Origin of the sequence: Janthinobacterium pasteuri (assembly GCF_051380775.1) — a bacterium.
GTDB lineage: Bacteria > Pseudomonadota > Gammaproteobacteria > Burkholderiales > Burkholderiaceae_D > Janthinobacterium.
In genome coordinates, this window is the sequence record NZ_JBNYXS010000001.1 from 256,058 (window position 1) to 274,258 (window position 18,201).

The 18,201-nt window shown below is 63.3% G+C and carries 17 protein-coding genes; 9 read left to right on the forward strand and 8 right to left on the reverse strand.

What is annotated here, in order from left to right:
• Window positions 1-355 precede the first annotated feature (355 nt).
• From ACQ4WN_RS01115 to ACQ4WN_RS01125, 3 genes are all read right to left on the reverse strand, one after another.
• Window positions 356-1,636 carry a TRAP transporter large permease gene (locus ACQ4WN_RS01115; protein WP_034746868.1) on the reverse strand — a complete coding sequence of 427 codons (1,281 nt, stop codon included), beginning with the start codon at window positions 1,634-1,636 and terminating at the stop codon, window positions 356-358.
• Window positions 1,633-2,205, reverse strand: a complete 573-nt coding sequence (locus ACQ4WN_RS01120) for a TRAP transporter small permease (RefSeq protein WP_436549890.1) — start codon at window positions 2,203-2,205, stop codon at window positions 1,633-1,635. Before ACQ4WN_RS01120 ends, ACQ4WN_RS01115 begins: the two co-directional genes overlap by 4 nt.
• A gap of 114 nt (window positions 2,206-2,319) precedes the next feature.
• Complete coding sequence (locus ACQ4WN_RS01125; protein ID WP_436550087.1) at window positions 2,320-3,312, reverse strand: TRAP transporter substrate-binding protein; 993 nt, start codon at window positions 3,310-3,312, stop codon at window positions 2,320-2,322.
• Window positions 3,313-3,458: 146 nt separating this feature from the next.
• On the opposite strand from ACQ4WN_RS01125, the gene ACQ4WN_RS01130 reads away from it, so the two are divergent.
• Together ACQ4WN_RS01130 and ACQ4WN_RS01135 are read left to right on the forward strand one after the other, a co-directional pair.
• Window positions 3,459-5,471, forward strand: a complete 2,013-nt coding sequence (locus ACQ4WN_RS01130) for a sensor histidine kinase (RefSeq protein WP_436549891.1) — start codon at window positions 3,459-3,461, stop codon at window positions 5,469-5,471.
• A gap of 28 nt (window positions 5,472-5,499) precedes the next feature.
• Entirely contained in the window at window positions 5,500-6,084 is a 585-nt protein-coding gene (locus ACQ4WN_RS01135; RefSeq protein ID WP_289945880.1) for a response regulator transcription factor, read from the forward strand.
• An 81-nt stretch (window positions 6,085-6,165) separates the two neighbouring features.
• Here the strand turns inward: ACQ4WN_RS01135 and ACQ4WN_RS01140 are convergent, their stop codons facing one another.
• Together ACQ4WN_RS01140 and ACQ4WN_RS01145 are read right to left on the reverse strand one after the other, a co-directional pair.
• Window positions 6,166-6,993, reverse strand: coding sequence for a siderophore-interacting protein (locus ACQ4WN_RS01140; RefSeq protein WP_436549892.1), 828 nt, complete (start codon window positions 6,991-6,993; stop codon window positions 6,166-6,168).
• 22 nt (window positions 6,994-7,015) lie between these two features.
• Window positions 7,016-7,663: a PadR family transcriptional regulator gene (locus ACQ4WN_RS01145; protein WP_436549893.1), complete on the reverse strand. Its 648-nt coding sequence runs from the start codon at window positions 7,661-7,663 to the stop codon at window positions 7,016-7,018.
• Between the two features lie 111 nt (window positions 7,664-7,774).
• Here ACQ4WN_RS01145 and ACQ4WN_RS01150 point away from each other — a divergent pair, with 111 nt between their 5' ends.
• Window positions 7,775-8,152, forward strand: a complete 378-nt coding sequence (locus ACQ4WN_RS01150) for a DUF3052 family protein (protein ID WP_436549894.1) — start codon at window positions 7,775-7,777, stop codon at window positions 8,150-8,152.
• Window positions 8,153-8,159: 7 nt separating this feature from the next.
• Here ACQ4WN_RS01150 and queG read toward each other — a convergent pair whose 3' ends face one another.
• Complete coding sequence (queG, locus tag ACQ4WN_RS01155) at window positions 8,160-9,251, reverse strand: tRNA epoxyqueuosine(34) reductase QueG (RefSeq protein ID WP_436549895.1); 1,092 nt, start codon at window positions 9,249-9,251, stop codon at window positions 8,160-8,162.
• Between the two features lie 78 nt (window positions 9,252-9,329).
• On the opposite strand from queG, the gene tsaE reads away from it, so the two are divergent.
• From tsaE to ACQ4WN_RS01170, 3 genes are read left to right on the forward strand one after another with little or no spacing between them, the layout of a single operon-like run.
• Complete coding sequence (gene tsaE / locus ACQ4WN_RS01160) at window positions 9,330-9,818, forward strand: tRNA (adenosine(37)-N6)-threonylcarbamoyltransferase complex ATPase subunit type 1 TsaE (protein WP_436549896.1); 489 nt, start codon at window positions 9,330-9,332, stop codon at window positions 9,816-9,818.
• On the forward strand, window positions 9,782-11,179 hold the full coding sequence (locus tag ACQ4WN_RS01165; RefSeq protein ID WP_436549897.1) for an N-acetylmuramoyl-L-alanine amidase: 1,398 nt from the start codon (window positions 9,782-9,784) through the stop codon (window positions 11,177-11,179). The genes tsaE and ACQ4WN_RS01165 overlap by 37 nt, the downstream gene beginning before the upstream one ends.
• A gap of 13 nt (window positions 11,180-11,192) precedes the next feature.
• Window positions 11,193-12,029, forward strand: a complete 837-nt coding sequence (locus ACQ4WN_RS01170) for a D-hexose-6-phosphate mutarotase (RefSeq protein ID WP_436549898.1) — start codon at window positions 11,193-11,195, stop codon at window positions 12,027-12,029.
• Here the strand turns inward: ACQ4WN_RS01170 and ACQ4WN_RS01175 are convergent.
• Together ACQ4WN_RS01175 and ACQ4WN_RS01180 are read right to left on the reverse strand one after the other, a co-directional pair.
• Entirely contained in the window at window positions 12,026-13,072 is a 1,047-nt protein-coding gene (locus tag ACQ4WN_RS01175) for a carbonic anhydrase (RefSeq protein ID WP_436549899.1), read from the reverse strand. The genes ACQ4WN_RS01170 and ACQ4WN_RS01175 overlap by 4 nt on opposite strands.
• A gap of 157 nt (window positions 13,073-13,229) precedes the next feature.
• The gene (locus ACQ4WN_RS01180; protein ID WP_071075583.1) at window positions 13,230-13,880 is read right to left on the reverse strand and encodes a VTT domain-containing protein; all 651 of its coding nucleotides are present in this window, start codon (window positions 13,878-13,880) and stop codon (window positions 13,230-13,232) included.
• A 268-nt stretch (window positions 13,881-14,148) separates the two neighbouring features.
• On the opposite strand from ACQ4WN_RS01180, the gene ACQ4WN_RS01185 reads away from it, so the two are divergent.
• From ACQ4WN_RS01185 to miaA, 3 genes are all read left to right on the forward strand, one after another.
• Window positions 14,149-15,087, forward strand: a complete 939-nt coding sequence (locus ACQ4WN_RS01185) for a peptidylprolyl isomerase (protein ID WP_436549900.1) — start codon at window positions 14,149-14,151, stop codon at window positions 15,085-15,087.
• 108 nt (window positions 15,088-15,195) lie between these two features.
• Complete coding sequence (gene mutL / locus ACQ4WN_RS01190) at window positions 15,196-17,103, forward strand: DNA mismatch repair endonuclease MutL (protein ID WP_436549901.1); 1,908 nt, start codon at window positions 15,196-15,198, stop codon at window positions 17,101-17,103.
• 117 nt (window positions 17,104-17,220) lie between these two features.
• Window positions 17,221-18,168, forward strand: a complete 948-nt coding sequence (miaA, locus tag ACQ4WN_RS01195; protein WP_436549902.1) for a tRNA (adenosine(37)-N6)-dimethylallyltransferase MiaA — start codon at window positions 17,221-17,223, stop codon at window positions 18,166-18,168.
• Window positions 18,169-18,201 lie beyond the last annotated feature (33 nt).

Here is an 18,201-nt window from a genome sequence, read left to right on the forward strand (position 1 = left end):
GCACCGTCTTCAGGCAGGTGGGCGGACGTTTCCCGCGCACGAAAAAAAAGCGCACCAGTCGGTGCGCTTCAAATATTGCTTCACGTTCCCGGTCGTTTGGGTCCGCCGGTGCCGGCTTGTGGCCGCAGACAGCTATGACTCAACAACTTCTGTGAAACGTGTGTCTCCTCAATATATCCCCGGTATCAATACCGTTTTTATAGACCACTCCCCCACCAACTTTGTTACCAATTCTGTATTTCAGCCTTGCTACCGGAGCGTATATGCAACTACGTATTTCCCCTTAAGGCTGCCCATCATAGCGCATTTATTCGGCCGGATCGACTTTTTTTGCACCATGACGGGGACAACTATTTTAATTGTAAATTAAATTTGGCAGCCACAGCGAGATTTGTGGTACGTAGGTAATCAAGCCCAGGAAGGCGAGCATCGTCAGCAGCCATGGCATCACGGCCACGGTCAGCTCGGAAATGCCCATCTTGGTGATGCCGGAAGCCACATACAGATTCAAACCCACGGGCGGATGGCACATGCCCACCTCCATGTTGACCACGATCAGGATGCCGAAGTGCACAGGATCGATACCCAGCTTCATGGCGACGGGGAACAGAATCGGTGCCATGATCAGCACGATGGACGACGGTTCCATGACGTTACCAGCCAATAACAGCAGTACGTTGACGACCAGCAGGAAGCTGATCACGCCCAGGCCCTTGCCCGTGATCCATTCGGCCATCGCCTGCGGGATGTTTTCGCTGGTCATCAGGAACGAGAACAGCACGGCATTCGTGATGATGTACAACAGCATCGCCGACATGGCGGCCGAATCGAGCAAGACCTTGCCCACTTGCTTGATCTTCAAGTCCTTGTAGACGAAGACGGCGATGATGAAGGCATACACGGCAGCCATGGCGGCCGCTTCCGTCGGCGTGAAGGCGCCCGAATAGATGCCGCCCATGACGATGACGATCAGCAGCAGGCCCCAGGCGCTCTTCTTGAAGGTGACGAAGCGTTCGCCCCAGCTGGCCTTCTTCATGCGCGGATAGTTGTGCTTGCGCGCCAAAAACCACGTGGTCAGGCCCAGCAGCATGGCCAGCATCATGCCGGGAATCACGCCCGCCATGAACAGCTTGCCCACAGAGGTGTTGGTGCTGACGGAATACATCACCATCACGATCGATGGCGGTATCAAGATGCCCAGGGCGCCCGAGGTGGTGATGACACCGGCGCCGAAGCCCCGTGGATAGCCCTGCTTGACCATGGCCGGCAGGATGATGGAGCCGATCGCCACCACGGTGGCGGGGCTGGAGCCGGAGACGGCGGCAAACAGCGCGCACGCCATCACGCCAGCCAGCGCCAGGCCGCCATGCCAGTGCCCCACCATGGAGCTGGCGAAGTTGATCATGCGCCGCGCCACCCCGCCATGCGTGAGGAAGTTACCCGCCAGGATGAAGAACGGGATGGCCATGATCTCGAATTTCTCGATACCCGTGAAAATCTTCAGGGCCACCGATTCGATGGGCACGCTGGTCATGGTAAACAGGAACGTGAGCACCGTCAGGCCCAGCGAAATGGAAATCGGCATGCCGGTCAGCATCAGCGCCAGCAGCAGTACAAAAATGATCAGCGCGTTCATGCCTTGGCTCCTTTTTCTTCAGCCGTCAATTCCTCTTCCAGCCCCTCGACGTGCGAGTGGTCGTGTTTCGGCAAGGCGCCCGTCTTGATGAAATGCACCATCACTTGCAGGAAGCGGAAGCACATCAGGTAGGAACCCAGCGGCACGGCCAGGTAGACCAGCCACATCGGCACTTCCATGTCGGCCGAGGTCTGGTCAGTGTGGCCAATCGACCATACGAAGCTGGCGCCCAGGGTCCCCACGATGCCCGTAAACAGGGCGCCGGCGGCCAGGCCAAAGACGATGAAGCGGTCGCGCCAGCGCGGGTTCATGCGGTTGATCAGCACATCGACGCCCACGTGGATGCCCGTGCGCACGCCATAGGCGGCGCCGAACTTGGCCATCCAGACGAACATGTAGATGCACAGTTCCTGGGCCCAGCTGGTATTGATTTGAATCAGGAAGTCTTGCAGGCCGGGAATCGGCAAGCCTGCCAGGTAGCGGTGCACGACCGCGACGAAAATGATGAAGGTGGCTGCGCCCATCAGGGACGCGATCAGCCACTCTTCCAGGTGATCCAGAAATTTCATGGTGGACTTTCAAAGAATGCGGGTACGCAGGCACCCGCGCAGGACGCGCAGGTGCCGGTGATACGGAACGACAGGGGATGCCCTGCCAGCCGCGCCAAGAGGCGCAGCAAACGCTTACTTCGCGCTTTCCTTGTTGATGGCCGAGATCAGATCCTTGCCGATGCGCGCTTCCATGGCCTTCTGCACGGGCGCCAGCGCGCGGCGCCACTCGGCCTGTTCCTGCACCGTCAAGGTATAGATCTGCGTCTTGCCCGCTTTCTTGATGGCGTCGAGGGCCTGGTCGTTGTCGCGCTGGGCGATGGCTTTTTCAAACGTGGTGGCCTCGCGCATGGCTTTTTCCAGCTGCGTGCGGATATCGGGCGGCAAGCCATCCCAGAATTTCTTGTTGACGATGACGGCATAGCCCAGGTAGCCGTGGTTCGACACAGTTACATGCTTTTGCACTTCATGCATCTTTTGCGTGTACATATTCGATGGCGGATTTTCCGTGCCGTCGACCACGCCCGTCTGCAGCGCCTGATACACTTCCGAGAAGGCCAGCACCTGCGGATTGGCGCCCAGCGCGCGCATTTGCGCGTCGAGTACCTTGGACGACTGAATGCGCATTTTCAGGCCCTTGAAGTCGGCCGGATTGTGCAGCGGCTTGTTGGCCGACATCACCTTGAAGCCATTGTCCCAGTAGGCCAGGCCCGTGATACCCTTGGGCTCCAGCTTCTTCAGCAGGCTCTTGCCGATTTCACCTTCGGTGACGTTGTACAGCGCCGTCTTGGTGGGGAAGATGTAAGGCAAGTCGAACGCTTCGAATTCCTTCACGCCCAGCGGGCCGAACTTGGCCAGCGATGGCGCCAGCATCTGCACGGCGCCCAGCTGCAGGGCTTCGAGTTCTTCCTTGTCTTTGTACAGCTGGCTGTTCGGGTACAGTTCGACCTTGACCTTGCCATTCGTGGCTTTTTCAGCCAGTTGCTTGAAGCGCTCGGCGGCCTGGCCTTTCGGCGTGTCGGTCGCCACGACGTGGCTGAACTTGATGACGATGGGGGCTTGCGCGTAAGCGTGGACGCCGGCGGTGGCGCCGATGGCTGCGCACAGCGCGACGAACAGGGTTTTCATTTGCGGCAGTTGCATTTTTGTCTCCTGAGTGGTTTTTTTAAAAAACTTTATTATTTGTCTACTTGAATATTGTGCCAAAGAAACCGCCCCGGCTATTGTGGTTAACCACAATAGCCGGCCCCCGATAAGCCGCTACCCTGCCAGCCATGCCGACTCCCCCAACCCTTGCGCGCCGCTTCAAGCTATCGAGCCCGATGCGCTGGCTGCTGCCCGTCATCCTGCTGCTGCTGTTCCTCTCCATCCTGTTCTGGCTGCCCTGGCAGGCGCGCCAGATGGAGAGCAACGAGCGCCAGGAGCAGCTGATCGCCGACACCCTGTGGGTCGAGCAAACCATCCGCTTCCAGCTGGCGCGCAACGAGGAAAGCTTGTTCAACCTGGGCGTGGACATCGCCAGCAGCTCCCTGTCGGCGGAAAAAGTACATGAACGGCTGCAGCAGATGTTGCGCAATGGCCGCGAATTGCAGCGCGTGCTGTGGCTCGACACCAGCGGCAAGGTGCTGGCCAGCAGCGACAACAGCCTGCCGCATGCCCTGTCGTTTTCGCCGGCCTCGCTGACGGCGGCCGACAATGCGCGCCGACTGCACCGGGGCCAGTACGCCCAACCTTCGCAGCAGACGGGCTTTCCCGACGCGCCGCCGGGCGCCATGCTGATGGATTACCACCAGCCCTTGTTCGATGGCCAGCGCTACGTGGGCAGCCTGGTGGCAACCTACCAGATCAGCAGCCTGCTCGATGAAATGGTGCCGTGGTGGTTCGCCCAGGATAACCAGATTTCGCTGATCGACCGCGACGACAAGGTGCTGGCGCGGCGCGCCGCCGCCGGTCCCGGCCACGGCGTGTACACGCACAAGCGCGCGCTCGACGTGCCCGGCGCCACCATCATACTGTTTACCGACAGCGTGAAAAGCCAGCCCAAGCTGCTGCCCAATTTGCTGGTCGGCTCCGTCATCGCCCTGTCGCTGGGTTTGCTGTGGAGCTTGCTGGCACTGTGGCGGCACATTTCGCGCCGCCTGGTGGCCGAAGGGGCGCTGCGCCAGCAGATGCTGTTTCGCACGGCGATGGAAAACTCGCTGGTGACAGGCATGCGCGCGCGCGACCTGGAAGGCCGCGTCACGTATGTGAATCCCGCGTTCTGCCAGATCGTCGGTTATCCTGCCGAGGAAATCCTGGGACGCCTGCCGCCCATGCCCTACTGGGTGCCGGAAGCACTGGAGGAATACCAGCAGCGCTTCGTCAAGGCGCTGGCCGGCAATCCCACGCCGCAGTTTGAAACCTATTTCCAGCGCCCCGACGGCACGCGCGTGCCGGTGCTGATCTTCGAAGCGCCGCTGGTGGACAAGAACGGCCAGCAGACAGGCTGGATGGGCTCCGTGCTCGACATCTCGGACCGCAAGCGGGTCGAAGAACTGAATCGCCAGCAGCAGGAAAAGCTGCAAACGAGTTCGCGCCTGGCCACCATGGGCGAGCTGGCATCGATGCTGGCGCATGAACTGAACCAGCCGCTGGCGGCCATCTCCAGCTACACCACGGGCGCGCTGAACCTGATCCGCCGCGCGATCGAGCATGGCGCGCCCGTCGATCCGAACACGCTGAAGCCGGCGCTGGAGCAGGCCGGCGCACAAGCGCAGCGGGCCGGCCAGATCATCCGCAGCGTGCATGATTTCGTGCGCAAGAGCGAACCGCAGCGCCAGGATATCGCCATCCGCACGCTGATCGACGGCATCCGTGCGCTGATCGACCTGCAGGCACGCAAATACTATGTCACCATCCAGGAAGAAATCCCTGCCGACCTGCCGCTGCTGCGCGCCGATCCCGTGATGATCGAGCAAGTACTGCTGAACCTGACGCGCAACGCCATCGAGGCCATGCAGGATGCGGCGCCCGGACGGCGTATCATGCGCCTGCGGGCCAGCCACGATGCGCAGCAAGGCATGGTGACGGTGGACGTGATCGACCATGGCCACGGCATTGCGCAAGACGTGGCCGAGCGACTGTTCTCGCCGTTTTTCTCGACCAAGTCCGAAGGCATGGGCATGGGCCTGAACATCTGCCGCACCGCCATCGAATTTCACGGCGGCGCGCTGACCTTCAGCGCCAACCCCGCTGGCGGTACTATCTTTACATTCAGCGTGCCGGCTGCGCCGCGCGCGCCGCACTAAGCGACAACAACGACAAGCCGGAGACACCATGCTACACATCATTGACGACGAAGAGGTCGTACGCGACTCGCTGTCCTGGCTGGCCGCCTCGCGCAGCATCGACGCACGCATCTACGCCAGCGCCCAGCAATTCCTCGATAGCCTCGACGGCAGCTTCGACGCCGCCGGCGACTGCGTGCTGCTTGACGTGCGCATGCCCGACATGAACGGCATCGCCCTGTTCGACCAGCTGGTCAAGCGCGACCTGACGGCGCGCCTGCCCGTGATTTTCCTCACCGGCCACGGCGACGTGCCGATGGCCGTCGACAGCCTGAAACGGGGCGCCTTCGATTTCTTTGAAAAGCCGTTCAACGACAACGACCTGATGGACCGCGTGCAGCAGGGTCTGGCCAACTCGCGCCAGGCGGGCGAGCTGGCCGCCGTGCATGCGCGCCTGGCCACCCTGTCGACGCGCGAACGCGAAGTGCTGGACCTGATTTTGGCGGGCAAGATGAACAAGGTGGTGGCCGACAAACTGGGCATCAGCATGCGCACCGTGGAAGTGCACCGCGCACATATCTTCGACAAGATGCAGGTCAAGACGGCGGTGGAGCTGGCGGGGTTGTTGAAGTAAGTTGAAATCTGGGGTCAGACCCTCAAACGCGTTGACGTAATATCATACGTCGACGCATGAGGGGGCTGACCCCGGCTTTAATCAGTCGTCATGGTGCTCATGGTGCTCTTCCACTCCATGCTTCCAGTAACTTGCCACATGCAGATGCTGCTTCGGCACGCCGGCGTCGATAAAGTGCCCGCGCAAACCCTGCACCTGTGCATGCTCGCACGCGACCCACACATAGCCGTCGCCATCCTGCGGCCAGGCGACTTGCGCCAACGCTTCCAGTAGCAGCGGCCCCTTGCGGCCATTGCGCGCCACCCAGCGCAAGTCCAGCTGCGCCGCGCTGTTCAACGCGATCTGTTCGCCGTCTTCTACGATCTCGATCACGGCAATCGCCCGCGCCGTGGCCGGCAGCTGCTCCAGGCGGCGGGCGATGGCCGGCAGGGCCGTCTGGTCGCCCACCAGCACATACCAGTCGAAATCGAGCGGCACCAGCATCGAGCCGCGCGGACCGCCCACGCCCAGGGTCTGGCCGGGCACGGCTTGCGCCGCCCACAGTGATGCAGGCCCGTCGCCATGCAGCACAAAGTCGATTTCCAGCTCGCGCCGTTCTGCGTCGTAGTGGCGCGGCGTGTAGTTGCGGGCGATGGGACGCGTCCCTTGCGCGTACTGGATCGGGTTAGCGCCGTTGCCCAGAACAGGAAGCACGGGGGTAGTCTCGCCCGGGGCGGGGAAGAACAGTTTGACGTGATCGTCGTGCGCCGGCGAGACAAAGCCTTCCAGGTCGTCGCCGGCCAGCGTGATGCGGCGCATGTGCGGCGTCAGCTGCTCGGTGCGCACGACGGTCAGCGCGCGCAGTTTCAAGTCGTGGCGCACGCGCTCGATGGCATGCGGGCGTGGTGCTGCTGGTGATGCAGTAGTCATCGCTTATCCTTGTAAAGTAGGCTCAGTGGCCGTCGACGATGGCGTTCGCCGCCTGTTCGAGCACGGCGGACACGCGCTCGGCTTCCGCTTCACTCCAGTTGGTCTTGTTCAGCAGCAGCGCATGCTTGAGGGTGTGCATGGCCTGGTGCACGCGCTCGGGCAAAGCCTTGCGCGCCTGGACGCGGGCGAACATGTCGAGGCGGGCCAGGATGCCGTCCACCTGGGCGCGGTTCTCGTCGAGATACGCGCGCCCCAGGTCCGTGATCGTGTAAAGCTTCTTGCCGCTGGCGCTTTCGCCCGACGTGACGTGATCCTGCTCTTCCAGCAGGGTCAATGTCGGATACACGGCACCCGGGCTGGGGGCATACGCGCCGCCGCAACGCTCTTCGATGGCCTTGATGATTTCATAGCCGTGGCGCGGGCTGATTTCGATCAGCGCCAGCACGATCAGCGGCAGGTCGCCACGGCCGAAGACGCGCTCGGCCCGTTCGCCGCGACCGCCGCGGCCACCGGGACCGCCATGGCCCATGCCGTCGCCGCGCTCGTCGAAGCCGCGCGGACCGCGGCCGTGCATGAAGTGATCAGGGTTGTGTTCGTGGCGATGCTCGCCGTGATGGTGGTGGTGATGTTGGCCGCAATGACCGTGTTCTGCGTGGTGTGAGTTTCTCATGTTTTCTCTTTAAAGATATATCGTTAGTAGGTATCTCTATTTTATAACGATATATCGATAAGTCAAGGAAGAATTTGTTATGCTGGACTTTTCATCCTCAGGAGGCCAGCCATGCCCGACAAATCCGTCGCGGAAAAAATGCTCGTGAAAAATGCGCAGGCGCTGGCCGTGCTGAATGACGGCGGCGAGCACGATGCCCTGCTGGCGCAGTTGCCGCCGGAGCGACTGGTACGGGAAGCAGAAAGCGCCGACTGGATCGTGCTGTTTGCGCGCAGCCGCGCGGAACTGGACCGGTACCTGCCGGTGGCGCAGGCGCGCCTGGCGCCTGGCGGCGCGGTCTGGGTGGCGTACCGCAAGGGCGGCGCGAAGGCGGGCAGCGACATCCACCGCGACGATATCCGCCACTTTGCGCAAACCGTGGGGCTCGACAGCGTGGCGATGATCGCCATCGATAGTGAGTGGTCGGCGCTGCGCCTGAAGCAGGTTTAAACGAAAATCAAACGATACCGTGCAGTGTCAGCGCCCACTCGACGTGCTCGCGCACGATGGCCGACGGGTGGTCGCGGCGCGACAGCAGGGCCGCGACGATGTCGTCCTGGCCACGGGCCTTGGCGGCCGCATTGCCCATGCCGACGGCCAGGTTGCGCAGCCAGCGCTCATGGCCGATGCGGCGGATGGCGCTGCCTTCCATGCGGCGGTTGAATTCCTCTTCCGTCCAGGCGAACAATTCCACCATGCCGGCGCTGCCCAGGCTGTGGCGCTCGTCGAAATCGGGCACCACGGCGCGCTGGGCGAACTTGTTCCACGGGCAGACCGTCTGGCAATCGTCGCAGCCATACACCTTGTTGCCGATCAGGGGGCGCATCTCGACGGGAATGGCGCCCTTCAATTCGATGGTCAGGTAGGAGATGCAACGGCGCGCGTCGAGCTGGTACGGCCCCAGGATGGCTTGCGTCGGGCATACCGTGATGCACGCCGAGCACTGGCCGCAGCGCGGCGTCTCCGGCGGGTCCACCGGCAACGGCACGTCGACCAGGATTTCGCCGAGGAAGAAGAAGGAACCGCCCTGGCGATTGATCAGCAAGGTGTGCTTGCCGCGCCAGCCCAGCCCTCCCTTTTGCGCCAGCTCGACTTCCATCACGGGCGCCGAGTCGCTGAAGACGCGGTAGCCGAAGTCGCCGATCTCTCCCTTGATGCGCTCGGCCAGCTGCTGCAGGCGTGAACGCATTACCTTGTGATAGTCGCGGCCCCGCGCATACACGGAGATCACGGCCGCCGCAGGATCGGCGTCACGCGCCGCCTCGTGCGCGCGCCAGTCCGGGCCCAGCGCCGGCGGCAGATAATTCATGCGCGCACTGATGGCGCGCACCGTGCCCGGCACCAGTTCGGCCGGGCGCGCACGCTTCATGCCATGGCTCGCCATGTAGTCCATTTCGCCGTGGTACCCTGCATCGAGCCAGGCTTGCAAGGGCGCTTCCATGTGCGACAGGTCCACGTCGGCAATGCGCACCTCGGCAAAACCCAGCTCGCGCCCCCATTCTTTAATGGTGCGCGCCAGGACGGCGAGATCGGTGACGGTGGCAGACATAGGGGACTTTACGGAAAACGGCAGGCGCGCGGGCGGTTACAATGACAGCAGCCTCCATTTTATGCGATACAGAAGATAATGACCGAACACTTCACAGCCCACCTCCACGACGAAGCCGGCACCGCCGCGCTGGGCGCCGCACTGGCGCGCGCGCTGGCACCGGGCCTGGCGATCTACCTGCACGGCGACCTGGGTGCCGGCAAGACCGCCCTCACACGCGCGCTACTGCACGCGGCCGGCCATGCGGGCCACGTCAAAAGCCCCACCTATACGCTGTCCGAACCGTACACGGTGCAGCTCGATGGCCAGAGCGTCAACGTCATCCACTTCGACCTTTACCGCATGGGCAGCGCCGAGGAGTTTCTCGATGCCGGTTTTCGCGAAGACTTCGACGGCCGCAATATCTGCATCGTCGAATGGCCGGAGAAAGCCGAACCGGTGCTGCCGCCGGCCGACCTGAATATTTATTTGAACGTTGCGGGGTCAGGACGTGATGTAGAATTGCAAGCGTCTTCTGAATTGGGTCTGTCATGCCTTCACCGTCTCAAATTCGCCCCGAACCTTTGATCTCCTCGCCCATCACCCGGCGCACGGTACTCAAGGCCGGCGGCACCCTGCTGTTGTCCGTGTTCGCGCCCATGTCGGCGATGGCGGCGCAAATTCTCGCCGTGCGCGTCTGGCCGGCCGAGGACTACACGCGCGTCACCCTGGAAAACGACAGCATCCTGAAGGCGACCCACTTCATCGTCAAGGACCCGGAACGGCTGGTGGTCGACATCGAAGGACTGGAGCTCAATCCCACCTTGAAGGGCCTGGTGGCGAAGATCCAGTCGAACGATCCGTACATCAAGCAGGTGCGCGTGGGCCAGAACCGGCCCAACGTGGTGCGCCTGGTGTTCGACCTGAAGGAAGAAGTCACGCCGCAGCTGTTTACCCTGCCGCCGGCCGGCTCTTACAACCACCGCCTGATCTTCGACCTGTATCCCGTGCGCGAGCCGGACCTGATCGCGCAGATGATCGAAAAGGGCGACTGGTCGAGCGACCCGGCCAAGCCACCGATGGCCGGCACGCATACGCCGCCCCCCGCGCTGCCCCTGCCCGACAGCGGCAAGCCGCCCGTGGCCGTCGTGCCGCCGGTGGCGACCATCGTGCCGCCCGTGCCCGATATCCGCCCGGAACAGCGCCCTGAAGCACGCCCCCTGCCAGGCCAGAAAGTGGTGCGCATGATTACCATCGCGCTCGACCCCGGCCACGGCGGCGAAGACCCTGGCGCCATGGGCAGCCGGGGCAGCCGTGAAAAAGACGTGGTGCTGGCCATCGCCAAGCGCCTGAAAACCAAGCTGGAACTGCAACCGAACATGCGCGTCATGCTCACGCGCGACGCCGATTTCTTCGTCCCGCTGGGCATGCGCGTGGAAAAAGCGCGCAAGGTGCAGGCCGACCTGTTCGTCTCCATCCACGCCGATGCGTTCATCCAGCCGACGGCGCGCGGCTCGTCCGTCTTCGTACTGTCCGAGAAAGGCGCCACCTCGACGGCCGCGCGCTGGCTGGCCAACAAGGAAAACCAGGCCGACCTGATCGGCGGCGTGAACGTGAAGAACCACGACAAGCAGCTGGCCAGCGTGCTGCTCGACCTGTCGACGACGGCGCAGATCAATGACAGCATGAAGCTGGGCAAGGCCGTGCTGCGCGAAATCGGCGGCATCAACCGCCTGCACAAGGGCTCCGTCGAGCAGGCCGGCTTCGCCGTACTCAAAGCACCCGACATCCCCTCCATCCTGATCGAGACGGCTTTCATCTCGAATCCGGAGGAAGAAGCCAAGCTGACCGACAACGGCTACCAGGACCAGATGGCCGACGCCATCGTCACGGGCATCAAGAATTACTTTGCCAAGAATCCGCCGCTGGCGAAAAGCCGTTTGACCTGACATGGACACCCGCATGAGCAAGAGCTTTTTTGGCCAGTTGCCGGCCGTGACCATCCGCGCCGCCGATGGCGCGCAGGCCACCGTCACCCTGTACGGCGGCCACCTGGTCGCGTGGCAGACCAGCGATGGCCAGGAGCGCCTGTTCTGCAGCCGTGCATCCAGCCTCGATGGCAGCCGCGCCATCCGTGGCGGCGTACCCGTGATCTTTCCCCAGTTCGGCGCGCGCGGCACGGGCATGCGCCACGGCTTTGCGCGCGTGGCGACCTGGCAGCTGGAATCGACCGGCGAAGCCGATGGCGCCGCCCATGCGGAATTTACCTTGCAGCACACGGATCTGCCGGCGGCGATCAGCGCCACCTGGCCCTGCGCCTTCACCCTGCGCCTGCGCGTGGCAGTGCAAGGCCAATCGCTGGAGCTGAGTCTGTCCGTGCACAACACGGGCGAGCAGGCGTTCCCGTTTTCGGCCGCCCTGCACAGCTATTTTGCGATTGATCAATTGAGCGAGGCGCGCGTTGGCGGCTTGCAGCGCGTGCGCTATTCGGACGAGACGCCGCAGGATGCCTTGCAGGCGGAAGAGCTGCTGCAGTTTGCAGACAAGTTGGACCGCATCTACTACCAGCTACCGGGCGCCTTGAGCCTGCAGTCTGGCAGCCACACCCTGCGCCTGGAGCAGCAGGGCTTTACGGATGCCGTCGTGTGGAACCCCGGTGCGCAAGACGCAGCCGCCCTGCCCGACCTGGCCGACGACGAATACCAGCGCTTTATCTGCATTGAGCCGGCCCTGATCCAGCCCGATACGCTGGCTGCCGGCGCCGCGTGGACCGGCCGCCAGCGCCTCGCATTTATTTAATTCGACTCTTTGATGATGCGGCCATTCCCCGGTTGGATGGGACGTGCATTCAAGGGGTACAAGCGGCTGAACAGCGCCATCTGCGCCGGCGAGGCCTGGACCGGCTGCTTCATCACCAGCCACAGCACGCCTTCGCTGCAAGGCGGCTCCGTCATCGATCCCATGTAGGTGTAGTAATCGCGCCGCGCCGGCAGCATCTCGGCCGGGTCGAGCAGGATGGTGGGCTGCATGGTCTCGAATTTTTCCAGCGGCAGGTTGTTCCACACCGTCTGGATGGTCGCTTGCGGCGCGCCGCGCTCCAGCAGCAGCGCCAGCACGGCTTGCCGGCCTTCCGCGTCGCGGTGCACCAGGTGCACCACCATTTCAAAGGCCTTGCCATTGATGCGCTCTTCGGACGGGCGGTGGAAATGGAACTGCTGCAGCTCGAACATGCGGTTCTGCACCGTGATGTAATTGCCGCCACTCACCCCCACCTGCACCGTGTGACCATTGTCGACCACATTGAATGACGACGGGTGGTAGTCAAAGCTGATCTGTTCGAGGTCCACCTTCATGCCATCGCGGAGATCGATCGGCGACTGGCGGCTGCCATTGCCGCACTTGGCCCAGTCGACATTGATCTTGCTCCAGTTGGCCGGGCCGCTGTCGCCCTCGTACGACCAGTGCGTGCCGCGCGGCACGGGAGGTGGTGGCGGTGGCGCCGCTTTCACCACGGCGGCGCGCTTGGCGCGGGCGGCGGCGCGGGCCGCCTGGGTCGCGCGCATTTCCGCAAGGCGCGTCGCGATACGTTCGGACAGGTCGACTTCGGCCGCTTCTTCCTGCTCGCGCGCCGTGGGCGCGACGACGACTGGCGCCTTGACCTCCTTACCCTTGAGCTCCTTGCCCTTGACCGATTCGGTCAGGGTTTTCATGGCGGCCGCGCGCGCCGACGCCGATATGGGCGCGGATGCGGCGGCGGTCGACGAAGCGGGGGCATCTTTGGCGCTAGCCGTAAACGCCATCGCGGCAAGGCTGCAAGCTAACAGGGCGCTCAAATGTCGCATGGAAATCCAGAAAGTGAGAATACCTTCTGGTTTACGGCTGGAAAGCAACAAAACTTGAATCAGCGTGCGAGTAAAACAAAAACAACGAAGAGAAAAACGGGATCCGGGGCCTGCTGCGGGCTGTGCCGCAGCGCGCTTGCCCCGGATCCATGCGGCCTTACGCCGACTTGCCGACCATGCGCTTGTAGAGTTTCCACATGCCGCCCAGTACCACCGGCACGACGGCGGCGCCGACACCGATCAGCACGATCAAGGTCAGGTGGTCGCGGATCCACGGGATATTGCCGAAGAAGTAGCCTGCCGTCACCAGACCGACCACCCACAACAGGGCGCCCGTTACGTTATACATCTGGAAGCGCGCATGCGTCATGTCGGAAATACCGGCCACGAAGGGAGCGAAGGTGCGCACCACCGGCACGAAACGGGCCAGGATGATGGTCTTGCCGCCGTGCTTTTCAAAGAACTCATGCGTACGGCGCATGGCATCCTTGTTGATCCAGCGGTAATCGTGGGTAAACACCCTTTGCCCGATGGCCTCGCCTATCCAGTAATTGAGCGTGTTCCCCGTGACGGCCGCCGTCACCAGCAAGGCAATCAGCAAGCCCAGGTGCATCTGTCCCGTCGCGCAAAACGCGCCGGCGATAAACAATAAGGTATCCCCAGGGAAGAAGAACAGCACCACGAGGCCTGTCTCACAAAAAATAATGGCAAACAGCACTGCATACACGAGGGTACCGTACTGCTCGATCAAGAGACCCAGCGTCTTGTCGACATGTACGATCATGTCGAGGAATTGCACAAAATCCATATATTTTTCCCTAAAGGTAGCGGCGGAATCATACACCACCCGGCCAGCGCAACGGCAGTCCCCGGGCCGATATTTCAGGATTAATTATGTGGCGCCCTTGCGCGAGTGGCAATTTAAGTAAAGGTTAAGGAAATAGCCGCGTCAACTTGCTCAGGCCAGTCTTCCTGCGCGCATGCCATGTTCGGCCGTACAATGTTTTTTGAGCGAAATATTGCCATTCCGGTATACACTTTCTGACCGGTGCAATCCGCACCGACCAGGAGAGAATATGTATCTGCATCCACTGAGCGGCCTGACCATGGCCGCCGTGCTGGGCCTTGCCCAGTTGTCCGCCCACGCGGCGCCCGTCCAGATCAAGGCGCCCGCCGAACTGCCCGCCAAGGCGACGCTCGCCGACGTGATCAAGGCCTCGAAACCGTCCGACTGGCGTCCACTGGACCCGGACAACACCCTGTACCTGGAGATTCCCGCCGGCCGCGTGGTGATCGAGCTGGCGCCCGACTTCGCTCCCAGGCACGTGGCCAATATCAAGGCCCTGGTGGCCGAACAGTATTACGACGGCCTGGCCATCACGCGCGCGCAGGACAACTGGGTAGCGCAGTGGGGCGATCCGAACGAGAAAAATCCCAAGCCCATTTTGCATGCCCAGCGCACCCTTCCCGGCGAATTCACCGTGCCCTTGAAAAACATCAAGAGCTTCACGCGCCTGCCGGACGTCGATGGCTATGCGCCGCAGGTGGGCCATTCGAACGGCTTCCCGTCCGCGCGCGATCCGAAAACCGGCACGGCCTGGCTCACGCATTGCTATGCCACCGTGGGTGTGGGCCGCGACAGTGCCAGCGACAGCGGCGGCGGCACGGAGCTGTACGCCGTCATCGGCCAGTCGCCGCGCCACCTGGACCGCGACATCACGGTGGTCGGACGCGTGGTGGCCGGCATGCCGCTGCTGTCGACCCTGCCACGGGGCGCGGGACCCATGGGCTTTTATGACAGCCCCGAGAAAAACGTGACGATCAAGGCCATCCGCCTGGCCGCCAGCGTACCGCCAGAGCAGCGCGCGAACCTGGAAGTGATGCGCACCGACAGCGCCGCCTACCAGGCCGTGCTGGAAGCCCAGCGCCATCGCGGCGGCCCCTGGAGCAAGGTCACGGCCGGCCACGTCGACCTGTGCAATGCGCCGATACCGGTGCGGGAAGTGGCGAAGTAGGCCAACCTTGAGCCCAAGAACAAGGGCTGGGGTCAGTCTCTTCGAGATCGGGATACGTCCCATTGGGGCGTATCCCCCCGACGGGTCTGACGCCGGTATAATCGCAGCATGAACGCTCCCATCACGCCCCACCGCCCGATCCAGGCCTTGCCTGACCAGTTGATTTCGCAAATCGCCGCCGGCGAGGTGGTCGAGCGGCCATCCGCCGTCGTCAAGGAATTGCTGGAAAACGCGCTCGACTCGGGTGCCACGCAGATCACGGTACGGCTGGAAGAAGGCGGCGTGAAACGCATCGCGATTACCGACAATGGCCGCGGCATCGACAAGGAACAGCTGCCGCTGGCCCTGGCGCGCCACGCCACTTCGAAAATCGCCTCCCTGCACGACCTGGAAAACGTGGGCACCCTGGGCTTTCGCGGCGAGGCGCTGGCATCCATCGCCTCGGTGGCCGCCGTCACCCTGACCTCGCGCACGGCGGACGCTGCCCATGCGTGGGAAATCATCGGCTCGCACAATGGCAGCGTCTCGCCGTCGTCCGGTGCGCACGGCACCACGGTGGACGTGCAAGACCTGTATTTCAACACGCCCGCGCGGCGCAAATTCCTCAAATCGGAACAGACGGAGTACGGCCACTGCGCCGAAGTGGTGCGCCGCATCGCCCTGGCGCGGCCCGACGTGGCGTTCTCGCTGTCGCACAACGGGCGCACCATCGACCAGTGGAATATCAGCGAACTGGCCAAGCGCAGCGCCCACATCCTCGGCAATGATTTTGCCGAGGCGCGCCTGGCGCTGGACGAATCGGCCGGCACCCTGCGCATTCATGGCTTTGCCGGATTGCCGACGGCGTCCAAGGCGCGCGCCGACGGCCAGTTCTTTTATGTCAATGGCCGCTTCGTGCGCGACAAGCTGCTGGTGCATGCCGTGCGCATGGCCTACCAGGACGTGCTGCATGGCGACCGTTTTCCCTCGTACGTGCTGGCGCTCGACCTCGATCCGGCCCTGGTCGACGTCAACGTGCACCCGTCGAAGATCGAAGTGCGCTTCCGCGACAGCCGCTCCGTGCACCAGTTTGTCTTCCATGCGGTGCAACGCGCGCTGGCGCAGACCTCGGCGACAGCCTTCGGCAGCGTGCCGGCGCCGCTGCCGGCCGCCTCCAGCCTGAGCGGTGGAGACAACGGCGCGGGTGCGGGTGGCCCCGGCATCTGGCGTCGCGAGCAGACACAGACCTCGTTCGGCACGCAATTCACGAACACCTTTGCGCCCGCCTCGCCCGGCGCGGCCCGCCCCTTCTTTGCCGATGCGCCAGGCGTGGCGCAGGACACGGCGGCCTACGGCACCCTGTTCGGCGGCGGCACCGCCAGCTCTCCCATCGCGCAGGTCGAGCCCTACATCGCCTCGCCTGAAGCGATGGCGCGCGAAGAATACCCGCTGGGCTTTGCCCTGGCCCAGCTGCATGGCATCTACATCCTGGCGCAAAATACCAAGGGCCTGGTGCTGGTCGACATGCACGCCGCGCACGAGCGCATTCTGTACGAACAGCTGAAAAACGCGCTGCAGGCGCAAGTCTCGGGCCAGGACATGCAGGTGCAATCGCTCTTGATCCCCGTGACGTTTTACGCAGATGCCATTGAAGTGTCGACGGCGAATGAAAACCAGGAGACGCTCAAGGCGCTGGGCTTCGATATCGCCGCCCTGTCACCCACCACCCTGGCCGTGCGTTCCGTACCGACCCTGCTGAAAAACGCCGACGCGCAAACGCTGGCGCGCGACGTGCTGCGCGACGTGCGCGAATATGGCGGCTCGCGCGTGCTGATCGAGCGCCAGAACGAATTGCTGGGCACCCTGGCCTGCCACACGGCCGTGCGCGCCAACCGGATCTTGTCGGTACAGGAAATGAACGCCCTCTTGCGCCAGATGGAGAGCACGGAACGCGCCGACCAGTGCAACCATGGCCGGCCCACATGGGTGCAGGTCGAGATTAACGCGCTAGACAAATTATTCCTGCGCGGGCAATAAACTTCCGGGGTCAGACCCGCCGGGGGGAAGCGGCCCAATGGGACGTATCCCGATCTCGAAGAGACTGACCCCAGCCTTTGCCTTGGGGCTCCCACCGCAAACACATCACAAAGCACCATGAAAAACACCCCACACCTCCCCCTGGCCGTCGCCATCATGGGCCCCACGGCCAGCGGCAAAACGGCCAGTGCGCTGGCCATCGCGCAAGCCATCCCGTCCGAAATCATTTCCGTCGATTCCGCCCTCGTCTACCGGGGCATGGATATCGGCACGGCCAAGCCGTCGAAAGAAGAACTGGCCCAGGTCCCACATCATTTGATCGACATCATCGACCCGCTGGACGCCTATTCGGTGGCGCAGTTTCGCAACGATACCCTGCGTCTGGTGAGTGAAATCACGGCGCGCGGCAAGCTGCCACTGCTGGTCGGCGGCACCATGCTGTACTTCAAGGGTCTGGCCGATGGCCTCGACGACTTGCCCGGTGCCGATCCTGTTCTGCGCGCCCAGCTGGAAGAGGACGCGGCCGCCATCGGCTGGCCCGCCATGCATGCGCGTCTGGCGCAGCAAGACCCCGTCACGGCCGCGCGCCTGGCGCCGCAGGACGCGCAGCGCATCGGCCGCGCGCTGGAAATCATCGCCCTGTCCGGACAGCCCATGTCGGCCCTGCTGGCCCTGCGCGAAAAGACCGTGCTGCCATTTCAATTACAGTCGTTTGCGTTGGAGCCATCGGACCGCGCCGTGCTGCATGCGCGCATCGCCACGCGCTTCGACATCATGCTGAAAAACGATGCCCTGCTCGACGAAGTGGAAGGGTTGCGCCGGCGCGGCGACCTGCATCCCGGCTTGCCATCCATGCGCTGCGTGGGCTACCGCCAGGCCTGGGAGTACCTCGATGGCCGCATCGACCGCGCCGCCTTGCGCGAGACGGGCATCATCGCCACGCGCCAGCTGGCCAAACGCCAGCTGACCTGGCTGCGCTCGATGCCGGAACGTATCGTCATCGATTGCCTGGGCTTAGACCCGGCCAGCGCCATGCTGGCACAAATCGTCCCGTTGCTAAAATAAGCGTCGCCACACAACCACCGGCCAGACGCTAGG

Excerpts from the sequence above, each read along its gene's own strand:
- ACQ4WN_RS01115 (WP_034746868.1), bottom strand. The coding sequence starts at position 1,636 with ATGAACGCGCTGATCATTTTTGTACTGCTGCTGGCGCTGATGCTGACC.
- ACQ4WN_RS01120 (WP_436549890.1), bottom strand. The coding sequence starts at position 2,205 with ATGAAATTTCTGGATCACCTGGAAGAGTGGCTGATCGCGTCCCTGATG.
- ACQ4WN_RS01125 (WP_436550087.1), bottom strand. The coding sequence starts at position 3,312 with ATGAAAACCCTGTTCGTCGCGCTGTGCGCAGCCATCGGCGCCACCGCC.
- ACQ4WN_RS01130 (WP_436549891.1), top strand. The coding sequence starts at position 3,459 with ATGCCGACTCCCCCAACCCTTGCGCGCCGCTTCAAGCTATCGAGCCCG.
- ACQ4WN_RS01135 (WP_289945880.1), top strand. The coding sequence starts at position 5,500 with ATGCTACACATCATTGACGACGAAGAGGTCGTACGCGACTCGCTGTCC.
- ACQ4WN_RS01140 (WP_436549892.1), bottom strand. The coding sequence starts at position 6,993 with ATGACTACTGCATCACCAGCAGCACCACGCCCGCATGCCATCGAGCGC.
- ACQ4WN_RS01145 (WP_436549893.1), bottom strand. The coding sequence starts at position 7,663 with ATGAGAAACTCACACCACGCAGAACACGGTCATTGCGGCCAACATCAC.
- ACQ4WN_RS01150 (WP_436549894.1), top strand. The coding sequence starts at position 7,775 with ATGCCCGACAAATCCGTCGCGGAAAAAATGCTCGTGAAAAATGCGCAG.
- queG (WP_436549895.1), bottom strand. The coding sequence starts at position 9,251 with ATGTCTGCCACCGTCACCGATCTCGCCGTCCTGGCGCGCACCATTAAA.
- tsaE (WP_436549896.1), top strand. The coding sequence starts at position 9,330 with ATGACCGAACACTTCACAGCCCACCTCCACGACGAAGCCGGCACCGCC.
- ACQ4WN_RS01165 (WP_436549897.1), top strand. The coding sequence starts at position 9,782 with ATGCCTTCACCGTCTCAAATTCGCCCCGAACCTTTGATCTCCTCGCCC.
- ACQ4WN_RS01170 (WP_436549898.1), top strand. The coding sequence starts at position 11,193 with ATGAGCAAGAGCTTTTTTGGCCAGTTGCCGGCCGTGACCATCCGCGCC.
- ACQ4WN_RS01175 (WP_436549899.1), bottom strand. The coding sequence starts at position 13,072 with ATGCGACATTTGAGCGCCCTGTTAGCTTGCAGCCTTGCCGCGATGGCG.
- ACQ4WN_RS01180 (WP_071075583.1), bottom strand. The coding sequence starts at position 13,880 with ATGGATTTTGTGCAATTCCTCGACATGATCGTACATGTCGACAAGACG.
- ACQ4WN_RS01185 (WP_436549900.1), top strand. The coding sequence starts at position 14,149 with ATGTATCTGCATCCACTGAGCGGCCTGACCATGGCCGCCGTGCTGGGC.
- mutL (WP_436549901.1), top strand. The coding sequence starts at position 15,196 with ATGAACGCTCCCATCACGCCCCACCGCCCGATCCAGGCCTTGCCTGAC.
- miaA (WP_436549902.1), top strand. The coding sequence starts at position 17,221 with ATGAAAAACACCCCACACCTCCCCCTGGCCGTCGCCATCATGGGCCCC.